The organism is Bacillus sp. B15-48 (genome assembly GCF_016879755.1).
Classification (GTDB): Bacteria; Bacillota; Bacilli; order Bacillales; family Cytobacillaceae; genus Mesobacillus_B.
In genome coordinates this window covers 1-16,232 of record NZ_WOFU01000019.1, presented here as the reverse complement: position 1 = coordinate 16,232, position 16,232 = coordinate 1, and the positions used below count along the sequence as shown (strand labels likewise).

General features: G+C 38.0%; 13 protein-coding genes and 1 pseudogene. 8 read left to right on the top strand and 6 right to left on the bottom strand.

All coding sequences use genetic code 11. The features are described 5' to 3' along the window. From GNT69_RS24370 to GNT69_RS24360, 3 genes are all read right to left on the bottom strand, one after another. On the bottom strand, nt 1–987 hold the full coding sequence (locus tag GNT69_RS24370) for a phosphatidylglycerol lysyltransferase domain-containing protein (RefSeq protein WP_203557589.1): 987 nt from the start codon (nt 985–987) through the stop codon (nt 1–3). Between the two features lie 185 nt (nt 988–1,172). Then, nucleotides 1,173–2,492: a YheC/YheD family endospore coat-associated protein gene (locus GNT69_RS24365; RefSeq protein ID WP_203557588.1), complete on the bottom strand. Its 1,320-nt coding sequence runs from the start codon at nt 2,490–2,492 to the stop codon at nt 1,173–1,175. Between the two features lie 239 nt (nt 2,493–2,731). Beyond that, complete coding sequence (locus GNT69_RS24360) at nt 2,732–4,720, bottom strand: molybdopterin-containing oxidoreductase family protein (protein WP_203557587.1); 1,989 nt, start codon at nt 4,718–4,720, stop codon at nt 2,732–2,734. 135 nt (nt 4,721–4,855) lie between these two features. Between GNT69_RS24360 and GNT69_RS24355 the strand changes: the two genes are divergently transcribed. The 6 genes from GNT69_RS24355 to GNT69_RS24330 all read left to right on the top strand — a co-directional run bounded on the left by GNT69_RS24355 (nt 4,856) and on the right by GNT69_RS24330 (nt 12,275). After that, nucleotides 4,856–5,407, top strand: a complete 552-nt coding sequence (locus GNT69_RS24355; RefSeq protein ID WP_203557586.1) for a 4Fe-4S dicluster domain-containing protein — start codon at nt 4,856–4,858, stop codon at nt 5,405–5,407. Between the two features lie 19 nt (nt 5,408–5,426). After that, nucleotides 5,427–6,992, top strand: a complete 1,566-nt coding sequence (locus GNT69_RS24350) for a PucR family transcriptional regulator (RefSeq protein WP_203557585.1) — start codon at nt 5,427–5,429, stop codon at nt 6,990–6,992. Between the two features lie 233 nt (nt 6,993–7,225). Continuing rightward, nucleotides 7,226–9,589: a molybdopterin-dependent oxidoreductase gene (locus tag GNT69_RS24345; RefSeq protein ID WP_203557584.1), complete on the top strand. Its 2,364-nt coding sequence runs from the start codon at nt 7,226–7,228 to the stop codon at nt 9,587–9,589. A gap of 11 nt (nt 9,590–9,600) precedes the next feature. After that, nucleotides 9,601–10,230 carry a 4Fe-4S dicluster domain-containing protein gene (locus GNT69_RS24340; RefSeq protein ID WP_203557583.1) on the top strand — a complete coding sequence of 210 codons (630 nt, stop codon included), beginning with the start codon at nt 9,601–9,603 and terminating at the stop codon, nt 10,228–10,230. 3 nt (nt 10,231–10,233) lie between these two features. Continuing rightward, on the top strand, nt 10,234–11,469 hold the full coding sequence (gene nrfD / locus GNT69_RS24335) for an NrfD/PsrC family molybdoenzyme membrane anchor subunit (protein ID WP_203557582.1): 1,236 nt from the start codon (nt 10,234–10,236) through the stop codon (nt 11,467–11,469). A gap of 116 nt (nt 11,470–11,585) precedes the next feature. Next, the gene (locus GNT69_RS24330; RefSeq protein WP_203557581.1) at nt 11,586–12,275 is read left to right on the top strand and encodes a TorD/DmsD family molecular chaperone; all 690 of its coding nucleotides are present in this window, start codon (nt 11,586–11,588) and stop codon (nt 12,273–12,275) included. Between the two features lie 665 nt (nt 12,276–12,940). Here GNT69_RS24330 and GNT69_RS24325 read toward each other — a convergent pair. Next, nucleotides 12,941–13,372 (bottom strand): hypothetical protein, encoded by a 432-nt coding sequence (locus GNT69_RS24325; RefSeq protein WP_203557580.1) that lies wholly within the window; start codon nt 13,370–13,372, stop codon nt 12,941–12,943. Nucleotides 13,373–13,491: 119 nt separating this feature from the next. On the opposite strand from GNT69_RS24325, the gene GNT69_RS24320 reads away from it, so the two are divergent. Next, complete coding sequence (locus tag GNT69_RS24320) at nt 13,492–14,016, top strand: RQC-minor-1 family DNA-binding protein (protein ID WP_275411285.1); 525 nt, start codon at nt 13,492–13,494, stop codon at nt 14,014–14,016. Nucleotides 14,017–14,292: 276 nt separating this feature from the next. Here GNT69_RS24320 and GNT69_RS24315 read toward each other — a convergent pair whose 3' ends face one another. Together GNT69_RS24315 and GNT69_RS24305 are read right to left on the bottom strand one after the other, a co-directional pair. Beyond that, nucleotides 14,293–14,595 carry an oxidoreductase gene (locus tag GNT69_RS24315; protein ID WP_203557578.1) on the bottom strand — a complete coding sequence of 101 codons (303 nt, stop codon included), beginning with the start codon at nt 14,593–14,595 and terminating at the stop codon, nt 14,293–14,295. A 286-nt stretch (nt 14,596–14,881) separates the two neighbouring features. Next, a pseudogene (locus tag GNT69_RS24305) lies at nt 14,882–15,166 on the bottom strand (NADPH-dependent FMN reductase); the annotation flags it as partial. Nucleotides 15,167–15,342: 176 nt separating this feature from the next. Here GNT69_RS24305 and GNT69_RS24300 point away from each other — a divergent pair. Beyond that, nucleotides 15,343–16,020 (top strand): TorD/DmsD family molecular chaperone, encoded by a 678-nt coding sequence (locus GNT69_RS24300; protein WP_203557577.1) that lies wholly within the window; start codon nt 15,343–15,345, stop codon nt 16,018–16,020. Nucleotides 16,021–16,232 lie beyond the last annotated feature (212 nt).

The window sequence follows — 16,232 nt, the reverse complement described above, 5'->3', positions numbered from 1 at the left end:
TTAAAACTTACTTTTGAGAGATAATCGATATCTACTCGCATTGTAAACAGGTCTAAACTTATCCTTAAATCTTCGGAGTCCTCCTTTAGGACCACTATCAATTCCTAGGTTTATTGTTTTTACATATGGGTCAACTTTATGAATTTCATCGGCAAATTGTACGTATAGAAACTCAGATAAACCGTAGTAGTCCTGCCGCTGCTTTAATAACGAACCCCATGCCTCTCCATGTGGGAGAACTCCACCCGATATCATACCAATAATTTGCTGATGTAGTTCGACAACAAGGATAATATGGTTCAACTCTTCATGATGCTTGATAATTTTTTCATACACAAGTTCATCTGAAATCTTTGTATACTTTTTACCAAAAGTATTGTTCCATTCCTGTTTCAGGTTTAGTAAGGCTTGAAAATCTGCTCGGTTTGCTCTTCTTACCAAGGCATTTGGATGATCTTTAAGAAATTTATTTTTACAATATCTTACATTGTTGAATTCAGCGCCGCTTAAATCAATCAGCTTTTGAACGGAAATGTGGCGATCGTCACCTGTTAATGGTACATAACGAAAGTATTGATGAAAAAGACGGCTACTTCTTAAAAAGTCCAGCTGGCGATCTGTCACGACCCGGACTACTGTTTTCCGGCCTTTTCTCTGTTGATTCCATTTCTGGCAAAATTGTAAACATTGTAATAAGACATTTGACACCTTTTCAGCGTCTCCCGAACCAAACGGCAGAAAGGGTAGCTGGAGTGCTTTTTTTTTCGTTAATTTAAATGTCACTAATAAACCATCGACAATTTTCCATAAAACGAGTGTCGATTTTGGGTTTGAAGCAGCCCAAACATAATCAAAACTAGACGACCACAAATGAGTAGGGTATTTCGTTTCTATTATAAATTGTTCATACATCTCTTTATCTTTTATATTTATTACATGAAAAGTCCAATCACCTAGTATCATCTCCTCCCGTGGACTACTAGACATTTCTATATCACCTCTTTATTAACCTCATCATACTTTTTATAGTATGCTGGTGCCAATTCTTATTCCTGTTTTGTCGAACGATACATCCAAATAAAGGAAATTATAATGTTCAGGTTGCTAGAGCCTTTGATGGAGCTGCTGTCTACATTGGTACCTCTAAACAACTGCTTTTAACTCATTCACCTTTAATCATTAGTTACTCGAATCTCTCCAAATCCGGCGAGCTTTTTCATGTACATTAAATTTGCTTTTATAATATCGTCAAAAAGCTTTTGATTTTGAGCGTCTAAAGCAATTGTATGGTCTCCAAGAGGATTAACTTCTATAAGCCATATTTTCCCATTTCTTTCCACCCCAAAATCAAGGGCGAAATCACCATAGGAGACTTTAAAAGTTTTTTCCATTCCTTTTACAATTTCAAAAGCAATATGTGAGATTCTCTCCCTCAAATTGCTTACCTCTTCATCCGTCATTTTGCCAGCTTTTTTGAGTGTTATTTCTCCCATTTCCGCTTTACCGCCTGACGATATATTACTTACAATACTGTCAGGAACTCCATACTTTCCAATAAGACCAAAATCGTGCCATATTCCTTTCTCATTTTTAGAAATAATTAAACGGAAATCTATGAGCCGATTTTTATCCGACATCAGTTCAACACCTTGCTGGAGAATATACTTTCTCGCTTTTAATTGTTTCAGCAAAAAGGCATCTAGTTCATTTTGATTCATCAAAGAGCTTTTCACTCTTCTTTTTCCTTCCCTCCACCTTACATAATAAGAATTATTTTCTTGTGAAATTTTAATGATTCTTCGGCCTCCAGATCCACCGACAGGTTTTATATAAAGGGTACGATGGCGCTGTAAAAAGTCATCGATTTCATGTCTGTCTTTCAGTAAGGTTGTTTCTGGCAAATAGGTGTTAATCGTTGATAATTCACTTAGGTTTTTGTGTACAAGCCATTTATCAAATCCTCTTTGATTGCAAATCTTATTCCGATAGGAAGAATAAAGGTGGTGATTCCAAGGTAAGGAGCTTAATCTAAAAATCGAGGAAGGATACGAAAAAGTACTTCTCTCCCATCGTTTCTTTTCCTGATTATAAATGTACCCATCGATCATTTCCTTTCTTAATCCCTTTCGGTTAAAAGCGACTAGTGTTCCTCCTAGCTGATCATAATGGCGTATATACTTACGCAGTTTTCTCTCAATATTGGCTACCTTTCTTCCAATTAGAAAGCCAATATATGGACCGAATCTAATTTTATCTTTTTGTATAGCTAATTCATAAGGATTACATAGCGGAATTCCTAAATGTGAAATAATATGATGAGGAAGAGAGATTTGCCAATCGTTCAAACTCTCGTCCACTACGAGATGATATTGAAGAGATTTACGTCCATAAGCAATCATCCCAGCGGACGGAACTTGCCACTTAATAGCCGTAGCCGGGTGAATCTTTATTGAATTTATGCTATCGTCGTGTCTCAGCAGCCTAAATAACATAGTATCCTCCTTTCAGAAATTACGATTAACCAAAATTGTGCTTTATTCCATGTATTTATCTTATGTAAATTTTCTCTTAGCTGTATAAACCATTCCCCTATACTAAGGACCAATTGCTTCATTGGTTTAATCAATCGTTTGATTAATAACATTCAGTCATAATGGGCTCAAACGCAAGAATATGTATAGTAAAAAGTACAAAGCTCTGCCTAGAACAAGGCAGAGCTCTGTACATATGCTTACAATTTTTTCACACCAACAAATGTATTATATAAAGGGATTGAACGAAATGGTTCATTCCCTTCCCATTCATGGATGAAGTCGTTGATTGTCTCGGATGAATCTGGATACCACCCTTGATAAAACATGACAATATCTTTTGGGAGGAAAGCATTGTATATTGCTTTTATCTCCATTGATGCTCGCTCATTAAAGACAGTAATGATTTCGCCATTTTTAATGTTTAATTCCTTAGCAATTGTAGGGTTAACTTCTAAAGCTGCCTCACCAACATCGGAAAGTTGTAAATAATGGAACTGAGAATTGAGCTTGAATGGGTGATGAGGCGTTAATAGCCAGAAAGGATACTCGTTCGTTTGATTCCAATCCTCATGAGATTCCTTCTCCTGTTCCCCAGCGATGAATGGCAGATGAAAAGGTAAGGTCTCCTTTTCTCCGGTTTTCCATCCCTTTGCCCAACGTTTCCCAGCGGAAGAGGTGAGACCATCTTTTTCTCTTAAATCTTGAATGTTTTTTATCGAATACCGTTCCTCTACTTGTTCGTTAAACTGAGCGTTTAAATATTGTTCCTCATTTGCATAAATCGGGAAGGAACATACCTCTTTGGAATACGATTGAAGTTTTTTTGTTAAATCTGTCATGATTCTCCATTCGCTTCTACATTCGTAAAAAGGCGAAACCGCTTTTTCATTTAGGGCAATGGCGTCATGCCATGGACTAAGGACGATGTCCATTTCTTCAAAAAAGGTCGTTGTCGGAAGAACAAGGTCCGACATGGATGCTGTCGGTGTCATAAAATGGTCGACCGTTACGACGAACGGAATGTTTTCCATCCATTGTTTAAATACCTTTGGATGTGCTTCTTGAATGAGGGGATTCCCACCTGTAATCCAAAGCATGTCAATGGTTGTTTCTTCGGAAGATAAAAGGATAGGGATATCATTTGTACGTATGGCTTTTTCCACTCCATGAAGTTGGTTATTAAATAATGGAAAGTCCCAGTTTTTCATCATAATCCCTGTCCCATTATTTTGATGATCTCCTCGAAGGGCAGAGAAGGTTCTGATTGCTTGAATGGTTTCCATTCCATTATGATGCTTTTCTAAGCCACTTCCTAAAATATATGAAATGTCTCCCGCTTCTAGCAGCCAATCAAGTAGTTTAGATTGTGCTTCTTCGGGAATATCGCATTGAGGAAGCAAATCGTCCATTTGTAATTGCTGCACGGCATTGGATAATTCATCGAAAGACTCTTTATGTTGTGTAGCAAATTTTTGATCATATGCTTGTTTTTCTATGGTCAACTTCGTAAGTAGGTGTACGAGCGCCTGATCTGAATTTGGTCGTAATTGAATAAATAAATCAGCGAGGTTTGCTGTTTTCGTACGTATAGGGTCGATGACGACAATTTTTGTCCCTTGTAATTTCGCGTTGATGAGAAAAGGGATGAGATGAATATTCGTTGCCGCAGGATTTGCTCCCCAAATGATAATCATCGAGGAATGGAATAGGGTTGAAGGCTCAAATGATTGAATGAATTGCCCATTCTTTCTATTATTTAACATAGTTGATATTCCGGTCACTTTTGTCGCATCGATGTTTGTAAAGAACTCATCGGCCACATAATGGTGAATTCCAATATTTCCAGAGCCTTTATAAAAGGCCAACGGACGGAACGAGCTGTGCTTTGTTTGTATTTTTAACATTTCATTCGTGATCATTTCATATGCTTTTTGCCATGATATTTGTGTGAATTTTCCGCTGCCTTTTCCATTTTGATAATAAGGATATTTCAGGCGATCCTGATGTTCATTTAGCTCTTTATAAGTAAAGCCTTTCGCACATAGTTTTCCATTTGTATAAGGATGGGTAATATCGCCTGTAATCCGTTGAATTGTATCATTTTCTATACTAGAAAAGAGGGTACAGGAGCTGGCACAATTTCGCGGACAAACATGCTTGTATTTTCCGTTCGTTCCAACATTCATGTGTATAACCTCCAAGAATTGGAAATCACTGAAAAGGGTACCTAGTTAAAAATAACAAATGTAATTATTAATATAATTATAGCGAAAAAGTGGTTTTCTTGATACGCTATAAATAAAAAAGGGGGGTCATCTATAGTGAGTTCCCATCTAGTTTTTTCCTTTAACCCAGACATGTGCATTCAATGTAAAACATGTGAGATGTCATGTAATGAATACTATAATTTACAAGGTGAGCATCGCAGGCAAGTATTGACGGTTGTTACCGGGGAAAGTTCGCCTGTGCATGTTTCTATGTCTTGTAACCATTGTTTAGATCCAGTATGCGTATACGTTTGCCAGGAGAACAATTTTCAAAAGCGAAGAGATGGCATCGTTGTTTTAGATCCAAGCAGGTGTAAAGGGTGTATGAAATGTGTGGAAGCTTGTCCATTCAGCGCTCCGAAATTAAATCCTGTAACAAATAGAGTAGACAAATGCAACTTCTGTGTTGAACGAATTGATGATGATTTACGGCCGGTATGTGTGAAAAATTGTATTACTGGTGCATTAGGAATGATGACCGTCGATACGAAGGAAATTCGTTCCAATAATATGAAACATAATGAAATCCCTCTAACTAATTATTCAACTCCTTCAACACAAATATTAAAAAGAAACAAGAAACAATATTTTTCAAGAGAAGGATGATAGGGGTGATACCTGTCCAATGAAGACCTCGTTGAATGAAATATTGCTATGTGTTCCGGTGCATCAATTAAATTTTTTAACCCCTTTTCCAAAGGAAGAAATCGATTATGAACAAGTTGTAACGACGATTTCTAATCAGTGGCTCAGCAAAAAGACCGTGTTGCTTTTGGAAAAGGAAGAAGACATTCGGAAGCTAAATGACAAAAATGTGGTCATCCGATTCATACAAGATCCTCATTTACTTGCGATCATCATTTGCAAGAAGAGTCATTTTTCTATTCATGATCAACTCTTATCTCTTTATAAAGAACTCCAAATTCCAATTATTCACATTGAGGATACCGCCCTTTCATCCGTTTTTTCACAAGAAACCATGTTACTTCCTTGGTATAGCCAGTTTAGCGTTGAGTTAAGTGGATTCATGAATAAGGGTTTTATGCATATCGCTTCGAATCTATCGATTGCATTTGCAACACCTATGGTTTTTTTAGATGAAAATAAACAGCTTCTTTGGCAAACTGGTCATGAAGCACAAGTGAAAAATGCAATAAAATGGCTTACTGCTCAACATGAACTTCAAGTCAATCAGGTGAATCTTGTTAAGGAACAGAACTTTAAGCAGTACACGATGAATATTGCTGGACAAGTCAAAATATATGTAGTTACATCGGCACATTTAGTGGAATGGCAAGAAAGGTTTATCGATAAATTCATCGCTTTGACTGCGGTTGTGTTTCAAACGGATGAATTAGTTCGTGAACAGAACGAGCGATTTAAAGAGTTTTTTGTTTATGAGTTATTATATCGAAAGTTTGAATCAAAGAAGGTGCTCGTTAAACAAGGAAAAACATGGGGATGGAATTTAGAAAAAGCTCATCATTTACTTGTCGTTCAAACAAACAAAATCGAAAGTGCGAATTTGGATGTGGATTGGATGGACGAAATGGTTCTTCTTTTAGAAACAAAAAAGCAAGAACTCCATCCTCCCCTCATTTTTCTTCCGTTTCAAGATCTGCTCGTCATTTTTGTTGAAGATGACGAGGAGCGGGCAGTAACCGAACAAAAACGCTTCGTTCTTAATGTGGCTAATTGGGTTGCAGCAAAGATTGCTGAATATTTTCCAACCTGGAAGATTCAAATTGGAATTGGTAAGTGGTACAATGACACAATTTCTTTGAACAAAAGCTTTCAAGAAGCGAAAATAGCGATGCAATTTGGAGAAAAGTGGTTTGGAAATCAACAAATATTTCACATTAGCGATATTGGGGTTCCTCACTTGCTTACTCACGTCCATCGAGAAATCCTACATGATTTTTGCAATGAATATTTGGCCGAGCTTATTGACAGCGATGAGAAAAAGGATACAGATTATATGCAAACATTAAAAATGTATTTGCAACATCAAGGGATTATCACTGACGTATCGAAAGCATTGTTTATCCATCCAAACACACTAAGAAATCGAATAAAGAAGATTGAAGAAATTACAGGTGTAGATTTACAGAACTTAGATGAGCTATTAAATTTAATGGTCGCCTTAAAAGTGTTTTATTCCTTTTTCCATAAAAATCACGAGAAAAACTAGCTTTTGCATTATTGCAAAGCTAGTTTTTTTGGCTATTAGGCGCGTTCAAAAGTTCGCCATATTTTCGAAAAAACGAAGAAATTATTGTGATGAGTATACAGTCGAGGATACATAAATGTGGACGCTTCTACACTCCTCAATTGTTTGGTTAACAACTATAATAATAGTGCAATGCTTCACAATTATTCCTCTGTAACATTAGGACGAAAATTTGAAATGGGAGGGATTCATTTATGAATATCTCAAGAAGAAGTTTTATTAAAGCTGGGCTAGCGGGAACAGCAACGATCGGATTGCCTACTATGCTCAGTTCAAAAACATGGTTTCAGTCTGCAGCGGCTGAAAATGCTCCCAACGAAGTGGAAAGGTTCACATACCATACGACGAACTGCGGTGGTCGATGTGCTTTTAAATGTACAGTCAGAGACGGAAAGCTTGTTAAAATTGTTCCAAATAACTGGACAGATACCCGTTTTTCAACGGTTTGTTTAAAAGGGTTAAGTGAAATTGAACGTATTTACAGCCCTGATCGACTGAAAACCCCTTTAAAGCGGGTAGGTGAACGAGGCGAAGGGAAATTTGTTGCAATCTCATGGGATGAAGCCTTAACCGAAATTCATGAAAAGTTATCTAATTCAATTAAACAATACGGTGGAAAATCGGTTTTATTTAGTGCTTCCTCCGGTATTGAATACACATATCAGCCATTAGTAACATTACTTGGAGCACAATATGTATGTGAGGCTGGGATTGACGTTGGTCTTGCAAACGGCTTAGAGGAATGTATTGGTGGTCAAGCTTACGGATATGTCCAAAATGAAACGACAGATTGGGTCAACTCGGAAACAATCATTTTCCTAGGTTGTAATATTCTTGAAACGACCTTAACAGATTCGAAATTTTTCTATGCGGCGAAGGATGCAGGTGCGAAGATCATTACAATTGATCCGAACTATTCGACAACTGCTTCGAAATCTGATCAATGGATTTCCATTAAACCAGGGACAGATGGTGACCTTCTCCTAGGAATGATTTCGATTATTCTCGATAACAATTGGTATAACGCTGAATATTTAACGGAAAATTCATCAGCACCATTTTTAATTAGAGAAGACAACAAACAATTGTTAAGAGTTGATCCATCGAAAGAAGGAAATGAAGAAAATCCGTTTTACGTATGGGATGAAAATAGCAATTCCTTGCAGCCTTACAATGCTGAAGGTGTAAAACCTCAGCTTGAAGGAGAGTTTACAGTCGACGGAGTGAAAGTAAAAACCGTCTTTACTGCTCTGAAGGAAAATCAAAAGCCATATACCCTTAGCTGGGCGTCTGAGCAAACGGAAATTGAAGAAGATGTCATCTACGAGTTAACGAAACGATATGCAACGGCAGGACCTGCTGTTCTTGGTTGGGGATTCGGTGGAATCGACAAATGGACGAACTCCGACGTTGCTGGTCACGCAGGAGCCATTCTCGGTGCATTAACAGGGAACTTTGGCCGGGTTGGTGGAGCAGTTGGAAATGCATTGTATCATGGAACATCATGGTCAGCAGCACTCAATGCTTGGGAATTACCGCCTGAATTTGCGCAAACACCGCTGGAGATGACAACTCAAGATATGCGTATTAAAGAAAACTCTGTACGTGTGATGATTAACTTAGGAAATACGTTGCAGCAGCATTTTGCGAACTTAAGTAAAACAGAAGAATGGATCAACAGCTTAGACTTTGTTGTGACGATTGATCCTTTCCATAACCCAAGTGTCAATTATTCCGATATTGTCTTGCCGGCAAGTACAGCATTTGAAAGTGAGTACGACGTTATCAACATGCAAATAAATCGCTCACACGTCTTGCTTTCACAAAAGATTATTGAACCATTACACGAAAGTAAGTCAGATTTCCAAATTGAGAAGGAAATCGCAGCGAGGTTTGGCTTAGATCATCATTTGCCTAAAACTCCAGAAGACTTACAAAGACATCGTTTAAATTCGGGAGATCCTCGATTAGAAGGAATTACAATTGAATCATTAAAAGAAAACAATTTTATTACGCGGTTAAAAGTTCCAAATGAGCCGTATCGTGGGTTTATGGATCAAAAATATTTAACACCGTCGACAAAACTAGAAATCTACCACGAAAAAATGGCTGAGGATAATCAAGCATTACCGAATGCAGATGGGCCTTCTGAGGCAGACGAGAACAATCCTTTAAAAGAGAACTATCCTTTGCAATATAGCCAAGCTCACACTCGATATCGCGTCCATTCTCAATTTACGAATTCGAAATGGATTAATCAAATTGATCCAGGTCCTAGCTTAGAAATTAGTCCAAAGGATGCAGAAGCTAGAAATCTGAAAACAGGTGATTTAGTAGAAATCTATAATGAGCGAGGTTCATTTAAAGCGAAATGTAAGCTAACTGAGTATTTACGACCGGGACAAGTTCGATTATATGAAGGCTGGTGGACAAAGCATATGAAGGCAGGAAATCTTCAAAATGTAACGAACGATACATTGCTTGAGCGTCAGTACAAGTTAAGATATGGGCCAGTTATTCCGTTCAACGATACGCTAGTTGAAGTGAAGAAAGTTTAGGAGGTGCAACAATGAGATTTGGTATGGTAATCGATTTAGAGAGATGTATGGGATGTCAAACATGTTCAATCGCTTGTAAAATGCAAAATAACGTGCCAGATGGAATGCTATGGAATCGTGTTGTTAGTCCAGGAGATGAGGGATTAGATAGTGTAGAAGGAATCTTCCCGAACGTGACAAGAAAATACATCCCCATTGCCTGTCAGCATTGTGATAATGCTCCTTGTGAAAAAGTATGTCCAGTTGCTGCAACATATACAGATGAAAATGGAGCAATCCAAATTGATTACAGCCGTTGTATCGGCTGCCGCTACTGTATGGCTGCTTGTCCTTACAATGTTCGTGTCTTTAACTGGGAGGAAGCCGAACGCCATCCAGACTTTAACTATGGTGATGGCATCGTTCCTGTCCGTGATGTCGGTGTCGTGGAAAAATGTACATTCTGTAAAGAGAGAACAGCTGATGGTTTAGACCCTATGTGTGTAGAATGCTGCCCAGCTGAAGCGCGTTTCTTTGGTGACCTAGATGACCCGAATAGCAAAGTTTCTACATTAATTCGCGAGAGAAACGGGGAGCAGTTGCTGAAGGAAAAAGGAACGAAGCCAAAAGTTTACTATTTAGGCTTGAACGGAGGGAGATAATCGATGACGAACAAGGCTAAATTTAACATATCGATCGTGATATTAAGTGTTCTTTCGGTGATGGGCTTCGGTGCCATCGGCTATCAGCTCGTAAATGGACTCGGTGTCACAGGGATGAATAATATCGTTTCTTGGGGAACCTATATTATGCTATTCATGTTCTTCGTAGGATTATCTGCTGGAGGATTAATTGTTTCTTCCTCGGCAACGGTATTTAACATCCCATCGTTCAAAGTCGTTGCAAAACCAGCAACCATTTTATCTACCGTTTGTGTGATCGTTGCTGCTGCTTTTATTATGGTTGACTTAGGGAGCCCGTTTCGTGTTTTAAATTTACTTTTACACGGGCAATTTAAATCACCGTTAATGTGGGACGTTGTGGTCATCAACCTTTACCTATTCATTAACGTGTTATATTTATATCTCATGACCCGAAAAGAAACGAACGAAAAAGCGTTGAAAATTATGTCGTCCATCGCCCTTCCCGTTGCGATTCTCGTTCACTCAGTGACCGCATGGATTTTCGGATTGCAAATCGCTCGTGAAGGTTGGTATACGGCGATTATGGCACCACTATTTGTTGCATCGGCGTTAGACTCAGGACTAGCATTGCTTATTATTGTTTTAGTTCTATTGATGACATTTAAAATTTTTATTGTCGAGAAAAAGCTTATTACAACTTTAGCAGGTCTTTTAGTCACGTTTGTCGCAGTCGATGCCTATCTTCTTTTAGCTGAAGTTTTAACGATGGTCTATCCACAAAAAGAATCGAAAATGCTCATTGTCAATGAGCTCGTTAGCGGTTCATTAGCACCATATTTTTGGATACAAGTGATTTTAGGGCTAGTCGTACCGTTAGCGATTCTATTATTTAGAAAAAATCGCGAAAAAATTGGTTTAGTCGTTTTTGCCTCCGCATTAGTTGTCTTTGGTGTATTGTGTAAGCGGATCTGGCTCCTTTTCTCTGCCTTTATTCATCCGAACATTGCAGCAGGTCAAGGAATCACGCTTGGATATACACAAGCAAGCGAAGAATCCTCTTTCTTCCAAAATATTTGGTCAACAGTGGGGGTCTACTCGCCAACGATTGTGGAGTTAATGGTTTCCGTAGGTTTAATTTCCTTTGGGATTCTGTTATTCTTTTATCTGGCTAAAAAAATTCTTGTTCAAAAGTCATCACAAGAAGACCAATTTAGTCAAAAAGAGGAAAAAGTCTATTCCATGGTTGAGAACGGCTAACCACGTAGAATAATACAGCAATGCTTAACGCATAAAAGCGAATCTTCCATCAGTGGCGTTTTTCTTATCCCCACTGATGGTTAGATAAGCGAATCTGCGATAAAGGAGAGGTTATGATGACAAAAGCTTGGGCTGAAGTATGGAGCTTTCGAGAAGAAATATATAGCTTTTTCGCCAATCAATTGTTAAAGCCTGTTCAAGAGGAAAACAAAAAGCTAGTTACGGAAGAGTTTTGGCGTAACTTCCCTTTAGAAGTGGCGAACGAACAGATTAAATCAGGTCTAGAGCAATTAATAAAATGTACGTCTAATTTGGATGAACAAAACTTGCTGAAAGCCGTTGAAGAAGTGAATGTCGAATATACCGAACTTTTTATCGGGCCAGGTGCTCCCAAAGCGCCGCCATGGGAATCGTTTTATAATACGAGGAAAAAACTGTTCTTTGGAACAACTGCCTTTGTAATGAAAGATTTACTAAATAAACAAGGCTTAGAAAGTAAGAATAGTGGACGACAGCCTGAAGATCATCTAGGTCTTGAGCTATTGTATTTAGCCGTTCTAACAGAAAAACTGCATGATCAAGATATCGAAAGCCAAGTGAATAACATTAAAGACCAACTTTCCTTTATGGACGAGCATTTGCTTTCCTGGATTCCTAATTTGTATGACGATGCCAAAGAAAGTGCAAGTGTCGGATTTTACAGTGGATTGCTTCAGCTTATTTGGGGCACTCTGCTGTGGGACAAGGAATTATTAGCAGAGTTTCTTGCAGAGTTTGAAGTAAAAGGAGAAGTCCCTTTAACATAAAAAAGGTAAACATTGAGTGGGGAATAATAACAACTTGATTAATTTCACTAATCGTACTTAAATTTTAAGTACGATTTTTTTTGAAGTGGCGTACTTCTAATGCCTGTTAATCTGCGGTAAAAAGTAATGATACAGCCTCCTTTCTCGAGTACACTAATCATCACACCCTTCATAATCATCAATAAATCGTTGAAAATCTCATTACGTCAGAGCTGTCTAATTTTCTTATTTTCCTGTCCGAAGGAACTACTGATCTACTTCGTCCATTTGATTCGAGAATTTGTCTAAAGGAACACCGCTTTCAGACAGATTCACCCAAGTGGCTTGCAATTCTGTCTGAAGGACGGCTGCTTTCAGACAGATTTGCTCCTTTGACTTGCAATTCTGTCTGAAGGATGGGTGCTTTCAGACAGATTCGCTCCTTTGGCTTGCAATTCTGTCTGAAGGATGGATGCTTTCGGACAGATTCGCTCCTTTGACTTGCAAATCTGTCTGAAGGACGGCTGCTTTCAGACAGATTCGCTCCTTTGACTTGCAATTCTGTCTGAAGGATGGCTGCTTTCAGACAGATTTGCTCCTTTGACTTGCAAATCTGTCTGAAGGATGGGTGCTTTCAGACAGATTCGCTCCTTTGGCTTGCAATTCTGTCTGAAGGATGGGTGCTTTCAGACAGATTCGCTCCATTTACTTGCAAATCTGTCTGAAGGATGGGTGCTTTCAGACAGATTCGCTCCATTTACTTGCAATTCTGTCTGAAGGACGGCTGCTTTCAGACAGATTCGCTCCTTTGACTTGCAAATCTGTCTGAAGGATGGGTGCTTCCGGACAGATTCGCTCCTTTGATTTGCAATTCTGTCTGAAGGACGGGTACTTTCGGACAGATTCGCTCCTTTGACTTGCAAATCTGTCTGAAGGACGGCTGCTTTCGGACAGATTCGCTCCTTTGATTTGCAAATCTGTCTGAAGGATGGGTGCTTTCGGACTACTTCGCCCATTTGATTCGAGAATCTGTCTAAAGGAACACCGCTTTCAGACAGATTCACCCCTTTTCTTGTTGGACTCGAAATTCTGTCTGAATGAGCACGACTTTCAGACAACTCTCCTCCCTGAATTTCCCAAAACAATCAATAGCAAAAAAATAGGATATAATATTAAAAAGGATTTCAGAAGCTTGAAAAAAGGCTCAAAAATTATGCCGTCTAAATGAGATGATTTTCTGGACATTGATTATAATGGAAAACTACCTATGGTTATTTTTACAGACCGGGGTTGGCTTATAGAAACTGATCAATATGCAGATGAACTTTTAAATGAATGGAAGGAATGGATCAAACAAGGAAAGCAAAATCCTGACATGAATTATTTAAAGGATCGAAATAGGGGAATGATTCTATTGCTCCTTGATAAGATTAAAGAGTCCGGAAATCAAGCGTTTATCCCTTATCTAGAATTATGGGAGAAAATTGATTATAAAAAAGTAAGAAATGAGATTCGAACAACTATAAATGTATTAAATAAGAAAGAGTCGATTGATCATTCAGCTATAGAGGAAAGAATAGAATCTTTTAAAACAGCACTAAAGGGGATAGAGCCACATGATCAACTTTTAAAATGCTGGGGATGTGGAGAACGATTTACTTTTACAACGGGAGAGCAGCAGTTTTTCAAGAGAAAGGGCTTTTCCTATCTAAAAAGATGTAAAAAATGTCGTAATGAAATGGATGATGAATTCTTTTATTAATAACATTTTGCTCATATTGATAATAAGTGGAGGCCTCTCAAAAGTTTATAAAACCTTTTGGGAGGTCTTTTTTTCATTTTCGCATGACATGGGGAAACACATTATTTGTTTTTTATTAATCATGTATAATTGATAATGAATATCATTGTAATACATATAGTTGATTTACCGCTCAACAGAAAACCAACCTTCCACCTCTAAAATTAATTTCCATAAAGGTGTTAGGATGACAGCTTGATGCTGTTCGTTTTGTTTTAACTGTTGAGAAATCGCTTCTTATCTATTATTCTGTACTTTTTCAACCCAATCATGATCTACAACTAGCGCTCGTCCAATTGCGACAAAATCTGTTTTTCCTTTTTCTAATAGGAGGGCGGCATCAACAGGCGTATGAATACTATCTACACCAATTAGCGGTACACGTCCGTTAATATATTCAGCAATTATTTCGGTACGTGATTTTTCACTAACAAGCCCACGGCGTGGTTTGGCCCAGGTATCTGTTGTTGCAATATGAAGATAATCAATATCTGCTTGGATTAATTCCTCAATTAAAGCAAATGTTTCTTTCATGGTCATACCTGGTGTTTCCGGCTATTCTGGTGAAAAACGGTAGCCAATTAAAATCGGTTTTGTTGCGTGTTCCTGAATCACTTTTTTAACTTCTTCGATTAGTTTTAATGGGAAAAGGAATGGATTTTCAAATTCGCCCGTCCGTTTATCTGAATGTGGTGAAACAAAGGCAGTTTTTTACATGAACACCGCTTTTATATGTATAATCTTGACATAGTTTTGATAATTCTTCTTCATTATAAAACTCCTTTTAAAAACACCTCTTCAAAATGATGAAGAGGTGTCTATTAAATTAAACGTATCGTTTCATCCATTCTTGGAAGTTAGCGATAACACTATCTAAGTAGGCATTTGTTGCTTCATCTGTTAAGTTTCCTTCAGCATCAAATTTCTCATGTACTGCACCTACATACACTTCATTTCCACCAAAGACTGGAGAATTTAATCCAGCTGCAAATAAAATATCGCGCAAGTGCATCTGGGCTTTTACAGAACCTAAAATCCCCATTGAAGACCCCATAATAATTGATGGTTTGCCATTCATGACTTTATCTTCACGGCTTAACCAATCAATTGACCGAAGTTCATTAGATTGTGGGAAATTACAATGAAAAAAATACGCTATCTCTGGTTTAATTAAACGTGATAGGTTTTCTATCTTTTCGCTATTATGTTTACTCCTTAAGTAAAAAAACTCCAACATTGGATGTTTAGTATATAACTATTAAAAAGTTGAGATAGGTGGTAGATTAAATGAACACACAAACTGATAGTATAACAATTTTGCTTGCCAATCGCAGTTATCTGTATAGGCTGTTACAGCGTACATTTGGGGATGAACCAGATTTTGAATTATTAAAGATTGTTACTAACGAGCATACAAAAGAGTCATTGGAACTCCTCATTGGGGAAGGCGATCATAAGTTTGATTTGTTAAATAGGTTGGAGCAAGGTCTTGTACATAATAAAAAAATCACGTTGGATAAGCTAAAGGGTGAGTACACTTATTTAATGATTGGCCCCAATAAATTGCCGGCTCCTCCATGGGAGTCTATATATAGAACAAAAGAACGCTTAATTTTTCAGGAAAGTACTTTAAAAGTAAGGAAAGCCTATCTTGAATATAACTTTACACATGCGAAATATCCGCATGAACCAGATGACCATCTTTCGTTAGAACTTGACTTTATGGCTCATTTGTCTCAACTAGCCGCAGAAAATCTTAGTGAAGGAAAGACCAAAGAAGTAAAGAAAATATTGGAGGATCAAAAAGCTTTTCTCGATCAGCATTTGCTCGTTTGGATAGGTGAGTTTGCTGAGCAAATTCAGAAGAGTAAAACACATTATTTCTATCCTCAAATGGCTTTATTGACTGAGGAAGTGCTGAAGGTTGATAGGAAGTTGATTGAGGAGGTAATCTCGGTGGCATAAGAATCTTGAATTTTTAGGTTCAGCTAGCAAATTATTATCAATTATAAATTGAACAAAATGTGAAAGGAGCGCCAAAAAAGCGCTCCTTTTGTGCGCTTGGCAGCGCATCGGACTAACGGGTGAAAGTCCCGAACACACCGTTTTGGTGGCGGAAGTGTATAGCCGACAGGTAGTGCGTATCCGTGAGGAACCGTGCGGAGGACTTGAAGGCA

What these genes read in the sequence shown, in the direction of transcription:
- GNT69_RS24300 (WP_203557577.1), top strand. Translation starts at nt 15,343, where the DNA reads ATGAACACACAAACTGATAGTATAACAATTTTGCTTGCCAATCGCAGT.
- GNT69_RS24315 (WP_203557578.1), bottom strand. Translation starts at nt 14,595, where the DNA reads ATGACCATGAAAGAAACATTTGCTTTAATTGAGGAATTAATCCAAGCA.
- GNT69_RS24350 (WP_203557585.1), top strand. Translation starts at nt 5,427, where the DNA reads ATGAAGACCTCGTTGAATGAAATATTGCTATGTGTTCCGGTGCATCAA.
- GNT69_RS24365 (WP_203557588.1), bottom strand. Translation starts at nt 2,492, where the DNA reads ATGTTATTTAGGCTGCTGAGACACGACGATAGCATAAATTCAATAAAG.
- GNT69_RS24360 (WP_203557587.1), bottom strand. Translation starts at nt 4,720, where the DNA reads ATGAATGTTGGAACGAACGGAAAATACAAGCATGTTTGTCCGCGAAAT.
- nrfD (WP_203557582.1), top strand. Translation starts at nt 10,234, where the DNA reads ATGACGAACAAGGCTAAATTTAACATATCGATCGTGATATTAAGTGTT.
- GNT69_RS24345 (WP_203557584.1), top strand. Translation starts at nt 7,226, where the DNA reads ATGAATATCTCAAGAAGAAGTTTTATTAAAGCTGGGCTAGCGGGAACA.
- GNT69_RS24370 (WP_203557589.1), bottom strand. Translation starts at nt 987, where the DNA reads ATGTCTAGTAGTCCACGGGAGGAGATGATACTAGGTGATTGGACTTTT.
- GNT69_RS24330 (WP_203557581.1), top strand. Translation starts at nt 11,586, where the DNA reads ATGACAAAAGCTTGGGCTGAAGTATGGAGCTTTCGAGAAGAAATATAT.
- GNT69_RS24340 (WP_203557583.1), top strand. Translation starts at nt 9,601, where the DNA reads ATGAGATTTGGTATGGTAATCGATTTAGAGAGATGTATGGGATGTCAA.